The sequence below is a fragment of the Methylocystis silviterrae genome (genome assembly GCF_013350005.1).
In the GTDB taxonomy this organism is placed as follows: Bacteria; Pseudomonadota; Alphaproteobacteria; order Rhizobiales; family Beijerinckiaceae; genus Methylocystis; species Methylocystis silviterrae.
The window spans coordinates 21,834-42,849 of sequence record NZ_JABVWW010000009.1; the positions used below are offsets into that span (position 1 = coordinate 21,834).

The window sequence follows — 21,016 nt, forward strand, 5'->3', positions numbered from 1 at the left end:
TCCTTCAGCTCGGCGGCGTAAGCGCCCGCCGGGTGAAGCGTTGCGCCCAACCACGAGATCCTGAAGCTTGGTGTGGCTGGCGAGATCTGACGCAACAAGACCACCGCCCTTGCGCTCTCTTCGAACGGTCCGCCGCGTGATCGAATTCTGTTGGCTTCGGCGCCGCACGGTGACTGCGTGCGAGTCGCTTTGTTTACAACTTAAGCAATAAAGTACTAGCTACTTTGGAATGAGAATAAATACAAGTAATATATGGTACATATGTCACATTGCGCTTAAAATACTTCCGAAATGACGGCTACATAATTGATGAAAAAAAATATTCGAGCTATGTGCAGCATACAAAGCGTGGCGTCGCACTGCACAATAGTAGAGGCGGAAGAATGACCAAGAAACATTCCAGATTTGCCTGCCTGGACATCTCGGTAATCGGGAAAAAATCCCTGCTTGTATGTAGTCTCGGCGCGCCGGTCGTGATCGCGCTCGAAGTCGCGTCGGCCCTGGCGCAGAACGCCTCTCAAACATTGCCTCCGGTGACCGTGGATGCGCCGCGCGAAAAGCCGCAAACAAAACCGCGGCAACAAACGCAACGCCCAGTCGCATCGAGCGCGCGGGCGAGCAGCGTTCATCCGAGCGGCCCGAGACCGCACGTGGCTTCGACGCCGCACGGCGCGACTTCCGCCGCTCCGCAGGTCGGTCCTGCGCTGCTCTCCGGCGCAAGCGGCGTTGCGCCGTCTCCGCCAACGGGCGAAATCGGCAATCTTCCGCCCGCGTATGCCGGAGGCGAGGTCGCTCGCGGCGCCCGCCTCGGCATGCTCGGCAATCGCGATTTCATGGATACGCCGTTCAATGTGACGAGCTACACGTCGGCGCTGATCGAAAACCAGCAAGCGCGCACCTTGCAGCAGGTCTTGGAGAACGATCCGTCGGTCCGCATGACCACGTCGGCCGGGCACATTCGCGAGAATTTCAGAATTCGCGGCTTCCCCGTGCTGGGCAGCGAACTCGCGCTCAACGGCATGTATGGTCTCGCGCCCGACGGCCATGTGCCGACCGAATTCCTGGAGCGCGTCGAAGTGCTCAAGGGACCCGGTGCGCTGCTCAACGGCATGGCGCCTTTCGGCGCGGTCGGCGGCTCGATTAATCTCGTCACCAAACATGCCGGCGACGCGCCGATCACCAGCGTCAGCACGGATTACACATCCAGTTCTCAGTTCGGCACGCATATCGATGTCGGGCGACGCGGCGGCGATCACAATCAATTCGGCGTTCGCTACAACGGCGTTTACCGAAGCGGAGGCACTGCGCTCGACGAGCAGTGGAAGGTGCGGGGCCTGAACGCGCTGGCGCTCGATTTCCGGGAGGAGCGCATCAGGCTGTCGATTGACGCTTATCACAGTCAGGAAATCTTCAAGAACGGCAGCGCGCTCATGGCGAGCTTCTCCGGCATTGGCGTGGCCGCGGCGCCAAGCGCAACCAAGAATCTGTTTGTCGGCTCCAACGCGCGGTTCGAGAACAAGGCGATTGAAGCGCGCGCCGAGCTGGACATCGCCGAGAATGTCACGGTTTTTGGCGGAATCGGCTTTTTGGACAGCCGGAACTTCGGCTTCACCAACGGAACTCAGGCGACAGGCGTAAACCTGCTCGGCAACTACTCCGGAGCCCGAATCGTCAATCTGCGCGGCTATACCAATTCGCTGTCGACGCAGGGCGGCATTCGCGGCCAGTTGGACACGGGACCGCTGCGCCATCAATTCGTGCTGAGCGCCTCGGCGCTAAAATTCAGCCAAAGCTCCGAATTCGGATTTATCTCGCCTTACAGCTCCAACATTTACGTGCCCGTCGTGCCGCCTCAGGCGCCTCCTCCGCCGGTCGTTCCGAATACGCCGTTCCGTCTCGGACAAGCCTATTTCGCGACCGATCCGAGAAAGACCGGAGAAACCTATCTGGCGAGCCTCGCCTTCGCCGACACGATTTCGGCTTTCGACGAACGCATCCAGCTCATCGGCGGTCTGCGCAGCCAGCGGGTGATGACCAAGACGTTCCAGGCCAATACGGGCATCGAGACGAACGCCTATGACAGCCATCGTCTCTCGCCGGCCTTTGCCCTGATCGTCAAGCCATTCGACAAGCGCCTCTCGCTTTACGCCAATTATATCGAAGGGCTCACGCAAGGTTTGCGCGTCACCAACCCACTGTCGACCAATTACAACGAGTCGTTTGCACCCTTCGTCTCCAAGCAGATCGAGACCGGCGCGAAGCTCGATTTGGGCATTCTCGCCAATACGCTGAGCTTTTACGAAATCACCCAACCGACGCTTGCGACCGTGACCACGGGAGGCCGCGTATCTTACAAACCCGTCCAGCAGCGCAACCAGGGCATCGAGTGGAACGTCTTCGGCGAGCCGATCCCGGGCGTCCGTGTGCTCGGCGGCGTCTCTTATATGATCGGCGTCATCACGCAGAGCGCGGACGGAAAGACCACCGGTAAAAACGCCTTCGGCATACCAAGATGGCAGGCGAACTTCTACGGCGAATGGGACCTTCCCTATCTGGTCGGGGTGACCGTGGAAGGCCGCGTCATCTATACGAGCGCCCTCTATGTCGACTCGTTGAACTACTACCGAATTCCTGAATGGGCGCGCTTCGACGCAGGCGCTCGCTACACCACGAAGATCTACGGCACAGACATGACGCTGCGGGCGAATGTGAACAATCTGTTCAACCACAGCTACTGGTCTGGAGCGTTTAACGACGGTTTCGCCACGCTCGATGCGCCGCGCACCGTCCTGCTGTCGGCAACCTTCAACTTCTAAGGATAGGAGCGGACGTTGAACCTCTCGCCCGCAGCTATTCAATTCGCCGCCTGCGTGGCCATCGCGATGGGCGCCGCCAGCCTCTATCTCGGCGCGCAGAACCAGCGCTGGCTGTCGCGGCCGCTGCCTGGGTTGTGGAGCGGCGTCGCTGGCGCGGCGCTGCTGCTTCTTGGCGTCTTTCTGTGGAGTCAGACGGTTCAGCTTTCAACTGCGATTTTCGGGACGCTCGCCCTGGTCATGCTTCTGTTCATCGCTTTCCCGTGTCTGGGGGCGCTGCGAACCTTCGTCAGGAACGCGCCATGAGTCAGATCCGACGCGATTGGGTCAGCAAAACCTCGGCCGGCGCCATTCTGGGCTTCAGCCTTGCGATCGCGCTTGCGGGCCTCTTTGCGTGGCTCAGTCCCGGCGGACTGGCGACTCCAAATAAATTTCAGCTCGTGATGTGGCTGATCGCGCCGATCTGGCTGACGACGCTGAGCATGTGTTTCTTCTTTTCGAGCGGCATGCGCGCCTGGCTCTGGCTGGGCGGCGTAAATCTACTGGCATACGCCGGCCTATTCGCCTGCCGCCTTCTCCTTCTCTAACCGGGACAACGCACGATGCGCAGCGACGTTGTTCGACTCTATAAGGTTGTTCATACGTGGACAGGCATCACCGCCGGGATGTTTCTGTTCATCGCCTTCTACGCCGGCTCCATCACGGTGTTTGCCGAGCCGCTCGCGCGCTGGGTTTCATCCCCCGCTCCGGTCCGCCTCACCGCCCTTGCCCGATCGGATGAATTGATCGCGCACACGCTTGCCGCACGGCCTGACGCAGCCAAGGAATTCACGCTCCATTTGGGCGAAACCGAAGATCTTTGGGCGCGCCTCACATGGCGGAAAGGCAAGGACGACAGGACGCCCTGGTCGGCGGAGCTCTCTCCCGAAGGCGACTTGCGCCTGGCGCAGTCATATCGCTCGAGTCTTGCCGACTTCGTCGACAACATTCACCGAACCGCGGGCATTCCAGGCGCCAATGACATCGGCGAGACCATCATGGGCGTCGTGAGCGCCGTTTATGCCGTCGCGCTTGTGTCGGGCCTGATCATCGTTCTGCCTTCGCTCGTTAAGGATCTATTCGCCCTGCGGATAACCCCCAATCTCAAGCGCATGTGGCTCGACGCGCATAATGTCGTGGGCGTCGTCAGCCTGCCGTTCCACATCGTCATCGCGCTGAGCGCGGTCGTTTTCTGCCTGCACGAGCCCTTGTACGACGCGCTCGACTACGTCGTCTATGACGGCCGTCTGAAGTCGATCATGGCCGCGAGCAACCCCTTCAACTCTATCAAGAAGGACGAGCGACCCGCGCCAATGCTGCCCGTCAACACGCTCCTTGAGCGGGTGAAGGCGGCGTCGCCGAGTTTCGTCCCCACCGAGATGCGTTACCGAAGCGCTGGGCTTCGTGGCGCCTCGGTTCAGGTTTGGGGCTATGACACTCGCTATATGACGAGAGGAAAGGGGTTTGCGGTCATCAGTCCGGTCACCGGCGAGATTGCCAACACGGACTATCTGCCCGGCAGAGAGGGGACTTGGACGGGCGTCGTGGCGACGTTCTTCGCCCTGCATTTCGCCACCTTCGGCGGCGATGTCGTGCGTGTCTGCTATTTTCTGCTCGGCATCGCGGGCGCCTTCCTCTTCTACTCGGGCAATTTGCTTTGGATTGAGTCTCGCCGGCGAACTGAACGGCGAAACGGCGGGCCCGTAAATCAGAAGACATCGACGCGGCTGATGTCCGCCGCCACGGTCGGCGTTTGTTTCGGCGCGATCTGCGCGATCTCCATCACGATCGTGGCGGCGAAATGGTTGAACGGCCGCGTCGCGAACATCGATGTGTGGCACAATGGCGTTTATTACGCCGTCTTCCTTGCGAGCGTCCTTTGGTCGTTTCTCAGGGGAGCGGCCGCGGCTGGCGTTGAGCTTCTCTGGCTTGCCGCGATAGCCGCCGCAGCAATTCCTTTCACCTCACTGTTCAGTTGGGCATCGCCTGCGCTCGGCATGCAAGGCTCGGCGAGCATGGCCGCGCTCGGCGTCGACCTCGTCGCGCTTTCCGCCGCCCTATGCTTCGTCTGGATGGCGCGCTCCGCAGCTCATCGCGTGCAATATGGGCCTGCAGACAGTGTTTGGGCCGCGTCTCACCGGCAATTGCAGGAGGCGGCGCGATGACGACGCCTTGCCAGCAATTGTTGAAAGGCCGTTTCGGCCGAGACGTGGGTTCCGATCGCTGGTGGCGTCGGGTCGCCATCGAAGGCTGTCCAATTGTCCAGGCGATAGGCGGGGACCGGGCGCGCGTCTTGTTCTTGTGGCGTGATCCTGAAGGCGATGCGACGACCTCTAGGACTCGACGCGTCTATATCGATATCTGCTCAGTCACCGATCATCATAGCAATGAACCCGCCTCTTTGGAGCGGATCGCCGGAACGGATGTCTGGCATTGGTCCTTCGAGGTAGAGGCTGAATGGCGCGGAAGCTATTGCTTCATTCCTCTCGACGACAACCATCTCCATGGCGCCCGCGGCCCTGACACCGAAATTGCGCCGAAGGATTGGTGGCGCGCAGCGCTGAAGTTCGCGCAGACCGATTCGTTGAACCCCAACCTTTGCCATGTCGGCCTGCGCGGACAGCCGTTATCCGGAGCACATCTTCCACAGGCGCCGTTGCAAACGGCATGGCGAGACGTCGACCGCAACAGCCGACCCGCGGCCGATCAGAGCCGCCTGCATCGAATGGAATGGAACAGCGCTCGGCTGCGCAACAGCCGCCGTGTTTGGATTTATCGCACGGGCGCGACGCCTAAAGAAAGCAAGCTTCCTCTCGTCGTGCTCCTGGACGGCCAATATTGGGCCGAAGCCATGCCGGTCTTCGCAGCCCTGGACCATGCCACGCACGCCGACTTGCTCCCGCCCAGCCTCTATGTGCTCATCGATTCGCTCAACGCAGACATGCGAAGTCGCGAACTCGCGTGTGACGAGGCCTTTCTGGAGGCGGTTCAGCGGGAGCTTTTGCCAATCGTGGCAGGTCTCGCGCCGTATGGCCACGATCCGAGCAAGACTGTCATCGCTGGACAGAGCTTTGGCGGACTTGCGGCGCTTTTCGCCGGCCTTCGCTCGCCAGAGTGTTTTGGTTGCGTGCTCAGCCAATCTGGCTCGTTTTGGTGGCCGGGAGGTTATGCGCGGGAGGATCTGCGGCCGCACGTTCCTGATACTCTCGGCGATGCGCGAGACGTCGTCGCCGATTTGATCGAGAGCAGCAAAAGCGGCGCTTCCCGTCTTCGCGTCTTCCTTGAGGCTGGAAGCTTCGAGAAAATCATTCGCGTCGCCAGCGACCGCGTTCATCGGACTCTCATCGACGCAGGGCACGACGCCCACTATCGCGTCTATTCGGGCGGGCACGATCCGCTTTGCTGGCGTGGCGGATTGCTCGACGGACTGTCCTTTCTGCTCGCCGACCATCGTGCCGCGCCAGCTGGCGCTCCGGCGTCTCGCTCGGACGCCTCAAGATTAGCAATTACAAACGCGACGGAGTGAATGTGTGAATGACGCGCAGCCAAACCCATTCGACGACGAAAGCCTTACGTTCCTCGTTCTGGTCAATTCCCAGGGCCAGCACAGTCTGTGGCCGACATTCGCCCCACAGCCCGCGGGCTGGCGACGGCTCTTCGGTCCCAGCGATCGGAACGACTGCGTAAATTTCGTCGATGAATATTGGACCGACATGCGCCCGCAGTCGCTTCGTGACGCTTCTCGTCCGCGCTAACCGAATGACTTCCTAGTCAGCCTTTCTTTCGAGGGGAACGACAAGTGCTTCTTGCTCCGCCTTTGCGACCTTCCTCGCCGATCGCGCTTGAGCTGCCGCTCATTGCCGCGCAGCCGGGCATCTGGATGGGGGACCAAGTTTCCCCGACGCGAAACGCCTTCATCGTCGCGCAATACGTAGAGTTGAAGGGCGCCGTGGATGTCGAATCTTTCCGCCTGGCCATTCGCATCGGACTTTCCGAGGCTGATACAGTTCATGCCCGGTTTATCGAGGCAGAGGGCCGGCTCTCGCAAATCATTCCTCAACGCAGAAACGCTGCGGAGTCGCCCGATCTGGATGTCGTTGACGTCAGCGAAGAACCTGATCCGGAGGCTGCAGCGCTTGCCTTCATGCGCGCCGATCTGGCGGCGGATCTGCCATTGAATGGCGACGCGTTGCTTTACCGGCACGTTCTGATTCGCCTCGGTGAAACATCGATTGGCGAGCGCTGGTTTTGGTACCAGCGATACCACCATATGATGGTCGACGGTTTCAGCTTTACGGCCATCGCGCGGCGAATCGCTGAGATCTATACAACGCTAAGGCGCCGAAAGCCGTTAGGGGATTCGCCTTTCACTTCCTTCTCTGAGGTGGTCGAAGAATACCAATCGTACGAGGGCTCGAAGGCGCAGGAAGCAGACCGACGTTTTTGGCTGGACCACGCCCAAAATCTGCCGACCCCGATCGCATTGTCGCAGCCGAGCGCGAGGACCCCGCAGGCCGGGGCTGTGTCCTTGCCGCTGCGGCGAAGAATATCTCTTCCGCCAGACGTTATGACGGTGTTCGAGACGCAAGGCGCCGCGGTTCGCGTCTCCGGCGTCGAAGTGGCGATGGCGGCCGTCTTTGCGTATCTGCATCGGATGAGCGGCGCGACGCGATTGACGGTCGGCATGCCCTTCATGCGACGCATGGGATCCATTGCGCTCTTCGCCGCAGGTCCTGTCGTCAACGTCCTGCCTGTGCAGCTGAGCATCGAGCCCTCGATGTTACTGTCGGAGGCGGCGACAGCGCTTGCCTTGGAACTGAGGGCGGTGCGGCGGCGCCAACGATACGAAGCCGAACAGCTGCGGCGAGATCTTGGGTTGGTCGGTTCGGATCGATCTCTCTACGGGCCGATGCTCAATCTCAAGATGTTCGATTATCGGCTTGATTTCGATGGCGTCGTGGGCGTAACGCATCAGTTGGCGTCAGGCCCCGTCGAAGACGTGGAAATCGATCTTTATGTCGACGACGGCAGACTGACGATCGATCTCGTCGCGAATTGCGATCGCTACGACAAGCAAGATCTGGAACTGCACGCGAAGAGGCTCGCCTGTCTCGTGGAGCGCCTCGCGGAAGATCCCGAGCTTGCGATCGGGGCGGCGCCGCTCTTGACCGAAGGCGAGCGCGCGTTGATCGCGGCGGCGAACGACACCGCAAAAGATGTTCCACGGCTAACATTATGCGACATGCTCGCCGCCCAGGCGGCAAAGACGCCAGACGCTATAGCGCTCGTTGATGCAGACCATACGTTCACTTATCAAGAGGTTCGGCGGCAGGTCTCTCGACGTGCGCAAATGCTTGCAGACGCGGGGGTGGTCGCCGAGGACCATGTCGCCGTGGCGCTTCCCCGTTCCGTTCATTTGAGCCTTGCGATCATGGCGGTGCTTGAAGCGGGCGCCGCATACCTACCTCTCGACATCAATTATCCAGACGAGCGACTGGCCTTTATGGTCGAGGACGCAGCGCCGCGCTTGATCATCACCTGTGAGAATCTGCGAAGCCGCTTCGAAAAGATGGGGCGGGTTCTGATTTTCGATGAACTCACGCCCGACATCGAAGAACATTCGTTCGCGCCCAACACGGCGCTCACAACCGGCCACCCGGCCTATATCATCTACACGTCAGGCAGCACCGGGAAGCCGAAGGGCGTCGTTGTCTCTCACGGCGCGATCGTCAATCTCCTGTACTGGCTTCAAGACGAATACTCGCTGACCGCCGATGACGTTATGTTGCAGAAGACGCCCTGCAGCTTCGATGTCTCGGTCGGCGAGTTCTTCGGGCCGCTGACGTGCGGCGCGCGTCTCGTGATGGCGCCGGAAGAAGTCGATCGTGATCCGGAAGCGCTGCTTCAGGTCATCCGCGACTATCGAATCACGACCATGAATTTCGTCCCGTCGCTGCTTGCCGCCTTTGTCGCCGGCGTTCGGGCGACGGCGAACGCCGCGCGTGACGCTATGAGCCTGCGTGCGGTGTTTTGCATTGGCGAGGCCCTGTCGAAGGAACTCGCTGAAGCTTTCGAGAACCTGATTCACGCGCCCCTACATAATGTTTATGGACCGACCGAAGCGACGGTCGAGGTGTCCTATCAACCTGCATTCGGTCAGGCGCTCGCGTCGGCGCGGGGACCGGGCGTGCCGATCGGGCGCCCGTTGTGGAACACAGGCTTGCGCATATTGGACGCGCGCTTGCGTCATGCGCCGATCGGCGTCGCCGGCGATCTCTATCTGACGGGCGCGCAACTCGCGCAAGGCTATTGGCGCCGCGCTTCGCTGACCGCCAGCCGATTCGTCGCCGACCCGGAGGCCAACGGCGAACGCATGTATCGCACCGGCGACATCGCGCGCTGGCTGCCTGACGGATCCGTCGATTATCTTGGTCGTAGCGACGATCAGCTGAAAATTCGCGGCCAGCGAATCGAGCTCGGCGAAATCGAAAGCGCTTTGCGGGACCGCCCTAGCGTCGGGCAGGCGGCCGTCGTCGCGCGAATTCTTGGCGGCGGAGAGGCGGCGGCGCTCGCGTCCGATGCGCGCCAGTTGATCGGCTATGTCACGCCCGCAATGCCCGGCGACGCGCTCGACGGCGAAGCGCTTCGCGCGGGGCTGGGGAAGCGCCTTCCGGCCTATATGACGCCGGTTGCGATCATGGTTTTGGAAGAATTTCCGCTGAGCGCCAACGGCAAACTCGATCGGAAGGCTTTGCCCGATCCGTCCGAGGCGGCTCAATCAAAAAGTCGTCAGCCGCTTCCCGGACGCGAAACGATGCTGGCCGAACTTATCGCGGGCATCTTGCGCGTGGACCACGTCGGCGCCGATGATGATTTTTTTCTTCTGGGCGGCGACAGCATTTCCGCGATAGGCCTTTGCGCGGCGCTGCGTCGGCGCGGCGCTCTGTTGCGCCCGCGAGACATCTTCGAATGCCGAAGCGTCGCCCGCATGGCTCAGGCGCTCGAGTCGCAGGCGCCCACGCCGTCCGTAGCAACTCTTGAGTCCAACGAAATCAGCGAGGCGGAGCTAGATGCGTTGCGGGAGCGTTACGGTCCAATCGCCGCCGTATTGCCTGCATTGCCGTTGCAAGAAGGACTGCTGTTCCATGCCCGGCTCGGCGATCAAGCCAGCCGCTACAACGCAATCTCGCGCTTTGACATCGCAGGTCCGCTTGACGTCGAAAGACTTAAGGATGCGCTGGAGACGCTGCTCCGCCGCCACCCTCAGCTGGCCGCCATCTTCGACGTTCAAGGCGGCGCGGCGCTGCAAATCCTTCCGCTGCTCGATGAGGGTTCCAGTCTACGTCACTGGCCATGGAAGCGTTGCAGTCTAGACGCATGCGATGAAGAGCAGCAGTTCGCCGAACTCGATCGTATCGAGCGGGAAGAGCTGGATCGAGAGTTTCTTGGCGCCGAGGCGCAGGAGCGGATGATGGCGCAGGCGACGCTCGTGCGCCTTGCCGCCGACAGGCATGTTCTGCTCATCTGCTCGCATCATTTGATCGGCGACGGCTGGTCTTCAACGATTATGCTGCGAGAGCTGCTCGGCGCATATGCGGGTGATGCGCTGCCGCCGCTCACGCCCGATTATCCGACAGTGGTTCGTCGGCTAGCGAGCCGCGACCCGGCCCCGGCGCGTCTCGCGTGGCGAGAAGCGCTGCAGGGTGTTGCGCCGACATTGCTGTTTGAAGACACGAAGCGCTTCGGCGCCATTCATGAGCTGCTGCTTAAATTTCGGCCCGGGTTCCTGGAAGAGCTGGAGGCGCTGCGCCGCAGCCGCGGGCTGACGCTCAACACGTTGATGCAAGGCGTGTGGGGCGCATTCCTTGCAACAATGACGGGTCGCAACGATGTCGTCTTCGGATCGCCAATGTCGGGCCGTTCCGAGGCGATCGAAGGCGTCGAAGCGCACATCGGACTTTTCACCAACACGCTGCCGGTCCGCTTGCGGCTGCGGCCGGACCAGCCGCTGCTCGAGCAGCTTGCCAATATCCAGCAGCGCCAAATTCGCTTGCTGGAGCATGACGGCGTTGGCCTTGGCGAAATCCAGCGGCTGTGCGGCGTTTCCAACTTGTTCGACACATTGCTCGTAGTTGAGAATTATCCGGAAGACGCGAAGCTGTTCGCTGCGGACTTCGGCGGTCTGCGATGCGTCAGCGCCCGCAACCGCGGCTATACGCATTATCCTTTGACGCTGATGGTTCTGCCGGGCCGCGAATTGGAGCTGCGGCTCGAATATCGCGAAGGCGTCAAGGAACCGGAGCGCATTGCCCGCCGTGTGACGAGACTGCTGGAACAGATCGTCGACCGACCCGACGTGCCGCTCTCCGCGATGGACTTTTTGCTGCCCGAGGAGCGAGATCTGCTCGTGCGCGTCAACACGACGAAGGTGGAGAACCATCCGAGCACCCTGTGCGAGCTGCTGGCGGATCAGGCGCAATGCACGCCGGACGCTATAGCGCTGGTCGACGGCGATTATGCGCTGTCCTACCGAGAGGTTCGGTGGCAAGTGACAGCGCTCGCGCGCAACTTCGCGGCTGCCGGCGTCACGACCGGCGACATCGTTGCGATTGCGCTGCCGCGTTCGGTTCGACTCGTCATCGCGCTGATGGCCGCGCAAGAAGCGGGCGCCGCCTATTTGCCACTCGACACCAGCTATCCGGAAGAGCGTCTTGCGTACATGGTGCAAGACGCTCGACCTCGCCTCATTGTCACGACGCGTGATCTGCAGGAGCGCTTCGAGCAATTGGGCGCATCGCTCGTCTATGATGAGCTATCGGATGGACCGAACGAAGACAGCTTGAAGAGCGTCATCCGCCCAAGCCCCGAAGATGCGGCCTATGTGATCTACACCTCCGGCTCGACAGGCCGCCCTAAGGGCGTGACGGTCTCTCACAAGGCGATCGTCAATCGTTTGCGCTGGATGCAGCATGAGTACCGACTGAGCGCTGACGACGTCATTTTGCAGAAGACCCCAAGCAGCTTCGATGTTTCGGTATGGGAGTTCTTTTGGCCGCTGATTACAGGCGCGCGTCTCGTCGTCGCGCCGCCCGAAGCGCATCGCGACTCACGCGAGCTGCTGCGGCTCATTCAGGACCACCGGGTTAGCGTGATCCATTTCGTTCCATCAATGCTCGCGACCTTCGTCGCGACGGCTAAATCTCAGTCCGGCCATGCGGCGGACTCCAGCAGTTTGCGTCTCGTCTTCTGCAGCGGCGAAGCGCTGTCAAAAGAATTGGCCCGGTCCTATGAGACGCTGTTCGGCGCGCCGTTGCATAACCTCTACGGACCGACAGAGGCGGCTGTCGACGTCACCTTTCAACAGGCCTGCGGAGTCGGCGTAGACGACGCTGCTGAGGCGGCCAGCGTTCCCATCGGCAGGCCAGTGTGGAACACAGGCCTGCGGGTTCTCGACGGGTGGCTGCGGCCGACGCCGGTCGGAGTCGCTGGCGAACTTTATCTTTCGGGCGTGCAACTTGCCGATGGTTACCTCGGCCGCCCGTCGCTCACGGCCGGTCGGTTCGTCGCCGATCCTTTTGCGGACGGCGAGAAAATGTATCGCACAGGCGATATCGTCCGCTGGCTCGCGAACGGAACCGTCGAATATCTTGGTCGAGGCGACGACCAGATCAAGATCCGCGGTCAGCGGATCGAACTCGGCGAAATCGAAAGCGTGCTGCTGGAGCAGCCCGGCGTGGCGCAGGCCGCAGTCATAGCAAGAGCGACGGGCGAACGAGTCGGCGGCGGCGCCGATGAGCGTCAGTTGATCGGCTATGTCATTCCATCAAGCGATACGGAGCTTGATGGCGAGGCGTTGCGCAGCGCGCTTTTGCGTCGTCTCCCAGGCCATATGACTCCAACGGCTGTCGTCTGCCTGAAGGAATTTCCACTGAACGCCAGCGGCAAATTGGACAGGAAGGCGCTGCCAGCGCCTGGAAACGCGCTTCATCGCCAAGGCCGCAAGCCGCTTCCGGGAATTGAAACGACTCTTTCAGAAATATTCGCGCGTGTTCTTGGAATCGACGAGGTCAACGCCGACGATGACTTCTTCGCGCTCGGCGGACATTCCTTGCTCGCCATGCAACTCGCCGCGGAGTTGGAGACGGTGTTCAAAACGCCTGTCTCCGTCGGCGAAGTCATCGTCAGTTCGAGCGTCGAGCGGCTTGCACGCACGCTCTTCGACGAACAGGCGGGCGAAGAGCGCAAGGCCGGCTTCGGCGAAGTGCTGCACCTGCGATCGGGCGCGGAAGCGCCGCTGTTCTGCATTCATCCCGCGTCTGGCTTTTCGTGGCAGTTCAGCGTCCTCACCCGCTATCTCCAAAGCGACTGCCCGGTGATCGGACTCCAGTCGCCGCGCCCCAATGGCGTTATCGCGATCTGTGATTCAATGGATGAGGTTTGCAGGAGACATCTGGAGACGATCCGAAAAATTCAGCCTTGCGGGCCTTATCGGCTGCTCGGCTATTCGCTGGGCGGCGTGGTGGCGCAGGCGATCGCCGCGCGCCTGGTTGAAGAAGGCGACGTGGTCGACTTTCTCGGATTGCTCGACACCTATCCGCCAGAAATTCAAGACTGGAGCAGGCCGCCAACGGAAGACGAAGAGAGAGAGATAGAGAAGGAGCGCGCGCTGTTCATGAACGCCTCCAAGGATGCCCTCGACTCGGCCTTGGCGAAGGAGAAGGCCGAGATGTTCGGCAATATCATGCGGAATTACGAAGATTCAGTTCGTCTTCTCTCCACCGCGAAGACAGCGCGCTATCCCGGTGCGGCAACGCTATTCGTAGCGACGCGGACCTTGCCGCCGGGAATGGACGTCCAGGAGACCTGGCGTCCCTATGTGGGCCAGCTCAACGTCGTCGACCTGGACTGCGCCCACACGGACATTGTCTCTCCGCACTCCTTGCAGGCTTTGGGGCCAATCCTCAATGGCTTGCTGCGCGACAGAGAGGCGAGGAGCTAGAGATGGACACTCAGCCCTCCCCAGAAGCGTCGGAAGAGACGCGCAACGAAGGCCATGCCGTGTCGTCGGGTTCATCTCGTGATCCGGCGGGCGCCGTCGCCAAGAACATCGCCAAGAAGAAATCTACTCTGCTGTTGGACCTTAGCCTGCTGCGCGACAATGCAGCGTTTCGTACCGTCGTCATCGCTCGAACCCTGTCGGTGTTTTCGCTGGGCATGCTGACAGTGGCGGTCCCAGTTCAAATCCAGGAATTGACCGGCTCGCCCATGCAAGTCGGAATTTCCATGGCGCTTGGCGGCGGCGGCGCCTTCGCCGGGCTGTTGGGGGGCGGCGTGCTTGCGGACCGGTGGGATAGGCGCAAGCTCATCCTCTTTGCGCGATCTGTTTGCGGCCTTGGCTTCGCGGCGCTCGCCGTCAATGGCTTCAGCTCGTCGCCCTCAGTGCTGGCGATCTATGCGCTGGCGCTGTGGGACGGATTTTTCAGCGCGCTCGGCGTTACTGCGCTGCTCGCCGCAACGCCTTTTCTCGTCGGCCGCGAAAATCTTGGCGCTGCCGGCCAGTTCAACATGCTGACGGTTCGCATGGGTGGAATCCTCTCTCCGGCAATCGGCGGGATGGTGATCGCGTCTTTCGGCGTGGGGTGGAATTACCTTGCAGCCGCGATCGGCGCGCTGCTGACCGTCGCTCAGCTCATGCGGCTTCCGCCGATGCCTCCCGCCAGACGCGAACCGCAGCACCCGCTGCGGGCGCTTGGGGCGGGCATAGGCTATCTTTTCGTTAACAGGCTTGTCGGCGCCGTGGTGGCGGTGGGGGCGCTTGTTAGTCTCGGCGGCGGCGTTCGCATTCTCATGCCGGCGCTTGCCGAGGACGTGTACCGCGTCGGGCCGTCGGCGGTGGGGATGATGTATGCCGCTGCGCCGCTGGGTGCGACGGTGGCGGCCTTAACGGGCGGTTGGCTCGGCGGCTTTGCTCGTTCCGGAGCGCTGCTGCTTGCGAGCGGCGCGGCAGCTTTCGTCGCGCTCGGTTCGCTCGGATTTATCAGCGATCCTGTCGTCGCTTTTGTGGCTCTCGCGAGCTTTGGCTATTTGAGCTCGATCGCCTCGCTGCTGCAGTTCACTCTCGTCCAACGCCACACGCCGGAACATTTGTTGGGCCGGGTCAATGGTCTATGGGCCGCCCAGGCGGTCACCGGCGACGCTTTTGGCGCGCTCGCGCTTGGCGGCGTCAGTCGCGTTTTTCCGCTGACGTCAGCCATTCTCATTTTCAGCCTTGTCGCGCTTCTTTCAAGCGGGGCGATGGCGATGGGATTTCGTTCGCTTCGTTTCGCCTCGTCAAAGAAAAGCGAGGATTCGCCTTCGACCGCCGCCGACAAGAGCGAATGGCCGCAGCCTCAACTCTTGAAGAGCAAGAAGGCTTGATCCGGAGGCCGCGCATGGAACGCCTTTGATGATGAAATTCTATAGCAAAAGAGGTGCGACAATGAATGCAGTTAGTCTTCCTCCATCACATTCAAGCGTTGAAGCGAACCCCACCTTCTTGTTCTCCTCGCCGCACCGCAGCATCAATGCGTTCGGCGTCGCCGAGAAAATTTGTCTTTCGGCGTGCGGCGCGGCGCATTCGGATAGTTTCCTGCAGACGGCCGTGCAGGGCGCAATCAATCGGGCGCGGCAGGCCGGACAGGCGAATCCCATCGTCGCGGGCGCCATTCCCTTCGACATTCGGCAGCCCTGCTCATTGTTCGTGCCAATGAGCTATACGGCTTTCGCGAGAGAGACGCTGATAGTCGAAGAGCGACGCTCGGAGCACGCGCCCACAGTGCTCGGCATGCGCAGCCTCCCCGACAAGGACGCCTTTAAAGACGCCGTCACGCGCGCGATCACAAGCTTTCGCGCCGGGAAAATGTCGAAAGCGGTTCTATCCCGCATCCTCGAAATCGAACTCGCGCAACCGGTCGACGTCGCAGCGATCTTGAACGCCTTGGTGAAGCAAAATCCCAGCGGCTATCATTTCAAGGCGCCTTTGGGCGATGGCGCGATATTGCTTGGCGCAAGTCCAGAGCTCCTGATCCGAAAGGACGGAGCCGCCATTCGCTCTAATCCCCTGGCCGGTTCGGCCAAACGCAGATCGGACCCGGAAGAGGATCAGCTGGCGAGCCGCACGCTGTTGCAGTCGAACAAGGATAATTTCGAGCACAGGCTCGTCGTGGATGAAATACAGGAAGCGCTGGAGCCCGTATGCAAAGCTCTAACGACGCCCACTGAGCCAGCGCTCATGAACACGTCGACGATGTGGCATCTCTCGACATTGATCACCGGCGAGCTGGCGAACCACCACACGTCGGCGCTTCAACTTGCCTGCCGGCTGCATCCAACGCCAGCGGTCTGCGGTTATCCAACCGCTGAGTCGCGGTCGCTGATTAGCGCTCTGGAGCCATTCGACCGCGGGGTGTTCAGCGGCGCCGTCGGATGGTGCGATTCAGCGGGCGATGGCGAATGGGCGGTGGCGATAAGGTGCGGAACGGTTCACGACAAAGCCATTCGACTCTTTGCCGGCGCCGGCATCGTCGAAGCTTCCGATCCGGAATCAGAATGGGCGGAAACTGAAGCCAAGCTTGGCACGATGCTGCGCGCCTTCGGAATAGAAACCGAGGAGCGCCCCGCATGCCGATAGAGTTCACGCCCTGGCCCAAAGCTTTTGCCCGCAGATATCACGACAAAGGCTATTGGCGCGGCGAGCCGCTGACAGAGATTTTGCAATACGTTTGTCGTCGTCGTCCCGACGGCGTCGCGCTGATTTGCGGTGACCGACATCTCACTTACGCTCAGCTCGACGCCAAATCGTCGCGACTGGCGTCGAGCCTTGCACGCCGCGGAATCGCGCAAGGCGATACGGCGCTGGTTCAACTCCCGAACATCGCCGAGTTTTACATCGTCTTTTTTGCGCTGCTGGAAATGGGAGTGGCGCCGGTCAACGCGCTGTTCAGCCACGACAGGCAGGAGATGACCGCCTATGCGCAGCAGCTTCGGCCCAAACTTCTCATCGCGTCCGCCGAACATCGTCTCTTCGCGGATGGCGTCTATGTCACCGACTTGCGGAGCTTCGCGCCGACATTGAGCGTCATCGCCATCCACGGACGAACTGAATATGCTGAAAATCTTGAGTCGCTGTGGGAATGTGACTCAGACGGCGCGGAGGACGAACCGCGCCCTTCCGCGGCTGATCAGGTGGCGTTCTTCCAGTTGTCGGGCGGCAGCACCGGCGTTCCCAAGCTCATTCCGCGCACCCATGACGATTACTACTACAGCGTGCGGCGAAGCGCGGAAATCTGCCGCCTCACATCCGAGAGCCGCTATCTGTGCGCGCTTCCAGCCCCCCATAATTTTCCACTGAGTTCGCCCGGCGCGCTCGGCGTCTTTCACGCCGGTGGAACGGTGGTGATGGCGCGAAATCCGAGCGCGGATCTCTGCTTCGATCTCATTCGTCGTCACAAGGTGAACTTCACGGCCATCGTGCCGACGGTTGCTTCGTTATGGCTTGACGCCGCCGCCAACGACTCTCGCGAAGCGCCGAATCTCACAGTGATGCAGGTCGGCGGCGCGCGACTCAGCGAGACGGTCGCCCGCCAAATTGTCACGACCTTCGGTTGTCGGCTGCAGCAGGTTTTTGGCATGGCGGAAGGCTTGGTGAACTACACGGGTCTTGACGACGATCCCGAGCGCATTTTTACGACTCAAGGGCGGCCAATGAGTCCCGATGATGAGCTGAAAGTCGTCGATGCAGATGGCGAAGAGGTCGCCGCAGGCGAAGTCGGAGAGCTGCTGGCTCGTGGTCCATACACGATCCGGGGCTATTATCGCTCGCCAGAACATAACGCTCGCGCCTTCGATGAAGACGGATTCTATCACACGGGCGATCTCGTCGAGATGACGGCGGACGGATATGTGAAAGTCGTAGGTCGCAAGAAGGATCAGATCAACCGCGGCGGCGAGAAGATTCCTGCCGAAGAGATCGAAAATTTGCTGCTGCAGCACCGGGCGGTCGTGCACGCGGCGCTCATTTCCATGCCCGATTCCCTGATGGGAGAGAGAAGCTGCGCTTATATTGTCGCGAACGATGCCGCGTTAAGGCCGATCGCTTTGCGAAAGCATCTGCGCAGCCAGGGAATTGCGGAATTCAAGCTCCCCGATCGTTTTGAATTCATCGATCAGATGCCGCTTACCGCCTTCGGTAAGGTCGACAAGCAAACGCTGCGCGATGACATCCAGGCAAAGCTCAACGTCTAAAAGCAAACAGGAATTGACCATGGCCATACAATCCCTTGCATCCTACGCAATGCCGGGCCCGGATTCCTTCCGATTAAACAAAGTCAGTTGGAGTTTTGCGCCCGAGCGCGCAGCGCTGCTGATCCACGACATGCAAGACTATTTCGTCGGCTTCTACGGCGAGGAAAGTCCGCTCGTCGATCAGCTCATCTCAAATATTCGAAGGCTGCGCGCCTTTTTCAGGGCCCACGGCGCCCCGGTGATCTATACGGCCCAGCCCATTGAACAGAGCGACGAAGATCGCGGCTTGCTGAATGATATGTGGGGATCTGGTCTGAACGCGCAACCGCACCGACGCAAAATTGTTGAGCCTCTATTGCCGGACGCTGGGGATACAGTGCTGACGAAGTGGCGTTATAGCGCGTTCAAGCGCTCGCGATTGGCCGAGATGATGAAGGACATGGGCAGAGATCAACTGACGATCTGCGGCGTCTATGGCCACATCGGTTGTCTGACGACGGCGCTCGACGCGTTCATGCATGACATCAAGCCTTTCATGATCGCCGACGCCATCGGCGATTTTTCGCTCGAGGATCATCTCATGACTCTGAACTATGTCGCCGGACGCTGCGGCATGGTGGTCGGCGTTGACGACATGATCGCCACCCGAAACGCACATTCTGCTCCGCTGACCAGAGAAGACCTCAAGAAACAGCTCTTGCCGGCGCTCGATGTCGAGGAATCAGAATTCGACCCCAACGAAAACCTTATCGATTACGGCCTCGACTCGGTGCGAGTCATGATGCTGGTCACCAAATGGCGCAAGCTCGGCATAGATGTGGGTTTTGACGAGCTGGCGAAAAAGCCGACCTTGAATGGCTGGTGGGAGATCATCGATCGCCGGCTCGCCGCGGTCGTCTCCGCGTGACATCTCGGCGGCTGCGCATGGATTTTTCAGGAAAGCGGATCTTGGTCACGGGCGCCGGCCAGGGAATTGGCTATGCGACAGCCGCCCAATTTGCAGCGCTCGGCGGCGACGTTGTCGGGCTGGACAAGACATTTGCGGCCTCGAGCTATCCTTTCGCGACCGTGCGCCTCGACGTCAGCGAGCGCGATCAGGTGCAAGAGACCTGCCGAGCCTTGCTGAAAGAGCGTCCGAGATTGGATGTGCTGGTCAGCGCCGCGGGCGTGCTGCGTCTCGGTCTGACGGAAGAGTTGAGCCTTGATGATTGGGCCGCGTGTATGAACGTCAATGCGTCGGGCCCTTTCCACCTGTTTCAGCAGACCATCCCGCAGTTCAAACGGCAGCGCTCGGGCGCGATCGTCAGCGTCGGCTCCAACGCCGCGCATACGCCGCGCATGCTGATGAGCGCCTATTGCGCCTCGAAGGCGGCGCTGACCAGTCTGACCCACTGCGTGGGCTTGGAGCTCGCGCCTTATGGCGTGAGGTGCAATCTCGTCTCCCCAGGCTCCACGGACACCGCCATGCAGCGGTCCATGTGGCGTTCGGCAGACGCAGAGAAGCAAGTGATCGCCGGAGACCTTGGGGCCTTCAAATTGGGAATTCCGCTGGGAAAAATCGCTGCCCCAGAGGAGATCGCAAGCGCCGTCGTGTTTCTTGCGTCGGATCTCGCCAGCCATATCACGCTTCAGGACCTTGTCGTGGACGGCGGCGCGACGCTTGCAGCTTAACGGCTGATCGGCGCGGGCCGCTGGCCTTCCGACATGCCTGCCGGGCGTCCGGGCCGTCTCCATGCCGTCCCAGCTCTCTCCGGACCAGTTCGAGCCCGAATTCCGGCTGAGAGCGCACGAAACGCGTGGCGCAATTGCGAATTAGGAGATAGCGTGTCGCCGATAACTACAGGAGAAGTTATGGCACACTTTCGGATTTTGGTGACTGCGGCTACACTAGGTCTTGGTTTTGCTTTCGCGCCCACAGCATCGAACGCCATGCCGGCGGCCTCGGTGAATAATGCGGTTCAGGCTCCAATCGAGAAAGTTTATGGGGGATGTGGCGTTTACGGACACCGTGGCCCATATGGCGGTTGCCGGGCTGGCGGGCAGGCTAGTGGAAGGCGCTATCGCCGATAAGTGAATCTCTCTTCTTTAGCCAATGCAAAGCACCCCGAGGACTTAGCTCCTCCGGGTGACAGGCTTGAGACCTGGTTGGCGGTATTCAGACGGGCTCTCAAGAGTGAATTCTAAAGGAGGGCACGGGCTGCTGCGCCCTTAGCTCTTTGAGTTTTTAGGAGTGGGCCTTGGGGCGCGACGGTCAGAAACCCTCGTCGCCCAGAGTTTGAAGCCGCAGAATTTGCGGCGCAAGTAGAACGGCGCCTATCGACGCGGAAGCAATGTCCGCGTATCGAGGGGGGTGCGACCGCTTCGAGGAATTTCCGTGACATCAGATATAGACCAGCCGAATACGACCGAGCTCGCCGCCGAAATCGTGGCGGCCTTCGTCTCTCGCAATTCGCTTCCCGTATCGGAGCTTCCCGCTCTGATTTTGTCCGTGGATGCGACGTTGCGCCGCCTCGCGACGGGCGTTCCGGCGACGCCGGCTTTGCCAGCCGAGCAACCCACGCCCGCCGTCTCCATCCGCAAGTCGGTTACGGCGGACCATCTGATCTGTCTGGATGACGGCAAGCGGTTCAAATCGCTCAAGCGGCATCTCGCGACGCTGGGGATGACGCCGGAGGAGTATCGCGCCAAGTGGGGCTTGCCCGCCGACTATCCCATGGTCGCGGCGAACTATGCGGCGCGGCGCTCTGACTTGGCGAAGAGCATGGGGCTTGGTCAATCGCGCGACAAGGCTGCCCCGGCGAAGCGCGGGCGCAAGCCGAAGGCGAGCGCTTGAGTTAGTGGAGCGGGTGGTGATCTGAGACGCATTCCCCGTCCTAAACGCT

Annotated in this window: 14 protein-coding genes; all 14 read left to right on the plus strand. The window is 60.9% G+C overall.

Annotation, left to right across the window (positions count from 1 at the left end):
* Nucleotides 1-383: 383 nt before the first annotated feature.
* The 14 genes from HUN39_RS11400 (at nucleotide 384) to HUN39_RS11460 (ending at nucleotide 20,967) form a co-directional block, all read left to right on the plus strand.
* Nucleotides 384-2,816 (plus strand): TonB-dependent siderophore receptor, encoded by a 2,433-nt coding sequence (locus tag HUN39_RS11400; RefSeq protein WP_175094630.1) that lies wholly within the window; start codon nucleotides 384-386, stop codon nucleotides 2,814-2,816.
* A gap of 15 nt (nucleotides 2,817-2,831) precedes the next feature.
* Nucleotides 2,832-3,119 carry a hypothetical protein gene (locus HUN39_RS11405; protein WP_175094631.1) on the plus strand — a complete coding sequence of 96 codons (288 nt, stop codon included), beginning with the start codon at nucleotides 2,832-2,834 and terminating at the stop codon, nucleotides 3,117-3,119.
* Nucleotides 3,116-3,400 (plus strand): hypothetical protein, encoded by a 285-nt coding sequence (locus tag HUN39_RS11410; RefSeq protein ID WP_175094632.1) that lies wholly within the window; start codon nucleotides 3,116-3,118, stop codon nucleotides 3,398-3,400. Before HUN39_RS11405 ends, HUN39_RS11410 begins: the two co-directional genes overlap by 4 nt.
* Before the next feature lie 15 nt (nucleotides 3,401-3,415).
* Nucleotides 3,416-5,017, plus strand: a complete 1,602-nt coding sequence (locus tag HUN39_RS11415) for a PepSY-associated TM helix domain-containing protein (protein WP_175094633.1) — start codon at nucleotides 3,416-3,418, stop codon at nucleotides 5,015-5,017.
* The gene (fes, locus tag HUN39_RS11420) at nucleotides 5,014-6,378 is read left to right on the plus strand and encodes an enterochelin esterase (RefSeq protein ID WP_175094634.1); all 1,365 of its coding nucleotides are present in this window, start codon (nucleotides 5,014-5,016) and stop codon (nucleotides 6,376-6,378) included. The genes HUN39_RS11415 and fes overlap by 4 nt, the downstream gene beginning before the upstream one ends.
* Before the next feature lie 4 nt (nucleotides 6,379-6,382).
* Nucleotides 6,383-6,607 carry an MbtH family protein gene (locus HUN39_RS11425; RefSeq protein ID WP_175094635.1) on the plus strand — a complete coding sequence of 75 codons (225 nt, stop codon included), beginning with the start codon at nucleotides 6,383-6,385 and terminating at the stop codon, nucleotides 6,605-6,607.
* 125 nt (nucleotides 6,608-6,732) lie between these two features.
* Nucleotides 6,733-13,851 (plus strand): non-ribosomal peptide synthetase, encoded by a 7,119-nt coding sequence (locus HUN39_RS11430; RefSeq protein ID WP_232366058.1) that lies wholly within the window; start codon nucleotides 6,733-6,735, stop codon nucleotides 13,849-13,851.
* 2 nt (nucleotides 13,852-13,853) lie between these two features.
* Nucleotides 13,854-15,269: an enterobactin transporter EntS gene (gene entS, locus HUN39_RS11435; protein ID WP_175094637.1), complete on the plus strand. Its 1,416-nt coding sequence runs from the start codon at nucleotides 13,854-13,856 to the stop codon at nucleotides 15,267-15,269.
* Nucleotides 15,270-15,330: 61 nt separating this feature from the next.
* Entirely contained in the window at nucleotides 15,331-16,521 is a 1,191-nt protein-coding gene (locus tag HUN39_RS11440; RefSeq protein WP_175094638.1) for an isochorismate synthase, read from the plus strand.
* Entirely contained in the window at nucleotides 16,512-18,134 is a 1,623-nt protein-coding gene (locus HUN39_RS11445; RefSeq protein WP_175094639.1) for a (2,3-dihydroxybenzoyl)adenylate synthase, read from the plus strand. Before HUN39_RS11440 ends, HUN39_RS11445 begins: the two co-directional genes overlap by 10 nt.
* Before the next feature lie 19 nt (nucleotides 18,135-18,153).
* A complete protein-coding gene (locus tag HUN39_RS11450; protein ID WP_175094640.1) occupies nucleotides 18,154-19,041 on the plus strand; it encodes an isochorismatase family protein in 888 nt (295 codons plus the stop codon).
* Nucleotides 19,042-19,058: 17 nt separating this feature from the next.
* Entirely contained in the window at nucleotides 19,059-19,805 is a 747-nt protein-coding gene (gene dhbA, locus HUN39_RS11455) for a 2,3-dihydro-2,3-dihydroxybenzoate dehydrogenase (protein WP_175094641.1), read from the plus strand.
* Between the two features lie 258 nt (nucleotides 19,806-20,063).
* Nucleotides 20,064-20,204, plus strand: a complete 141-nt coding sequence (locus HUN39_RS19645) for a GCG_CRPN prefix-to-repeats domain-containing protein (protein ID WP_408631403.1) — start codon at nucleotides 20,064-20,066, stop codon at nucleotides 20,202-20,204.
* 304 nt (nucleotides 20,205-20,508) lie between these two features.
* Entirely contained in the window at nucleotides 20,509-20,967 is a 459-nt protein-coding gene (locus HUN39_RS11460; RefSeq protein ID WP_175094642.1) for a MucR family transcriptional regulator, read from the plus strand.
* Nucleotides 20,968-21,016: the final 49 nt, after the last annotated feature.

What these genes read in the sequence shown, in the direction of transcription:
- HUN39_RS11400 (WP_175094630.1), top strand. Translation starts at nt 384, where the DNA reads ATGACCAAGAAACATTCCAGATTTGCCTGCCTGGACATCTCGGTAATC.
- HUN39_RS11410 (WP_175094632.1), top strand. Translation starts at nt 3,116, where the DNA reads ATGAGTCAGATCCGACGCGATTGGGTCAGCAAAACCTCGGCCGGCGCC.
- HUN39_RS11415 (WP_175094633.1), top strand. Translation starts at nt 3,416, where the DNA reads ATGCGCAGCGACGTTGTTCGACTCTATAAGGTTGTTCATACGTGGACA.
- fes (WP_175094634.1), top strand. Translation starts at nt 5,014, where the DNA reads ATGACGACGCCTTGCCAGCAATTGTTGAAAGGCCGTTTCGGCCGAGAC.
- HUN39_RS11430 (WP_232366058.1), top strand. Translation starts at nt 6,733, where the DNA reads ATGGGGGACCAAGTTTCCCCGACGCGAAACGCCTTCATCGTCGCGCAA.
- entS (WP_175094637.1), top strand. Translation starts at nt 13,854, where the DNA reads ATGGACACTCAGCCCTCCCCAGAAGCGTCGGAAGAGACGCGCAACGAA.
- HUN39_RS11440 (WP_175094638.1), top strand. Translation starts at nt 15,331, where the DNA reads ATGAATGCAGTTAGTCTTCCTCCATCACATTCAAGCGTTGAAGCGAAC.
- HUN39_RS11445 (WP_175094639.1), top strand. Translation starts at nt 16,512, where the DNA reads ATGCCGATAGAGTTCACGCCCTGGCCCAAAGCTTTTGCCCGCAGATAT.
- HUN39_RS11450 (WP_175094640.1), top strand. Translation starts at nt 18,154, where the DNA reads ATGGCCATACAATCCCTTGCATCCTACGCAATGCCGGGCCCGGATTCC.
- dhbA (WP_175094641.1), top strand. Translation starts at nt 19,059, where the DNA reads ATGGATTTTTCAGGAAAGCGGATCTTGGTCACGGGCGCCGGCCAGGGA.
- HUN39_RS19645 (WP_408631403.1), top strand. Translation starts at nt 20,064, where the DNA reads ATGCCGGCGGCCTCGGTGAATAATGCGGTTCAGGCTCCAATCGAGAAA.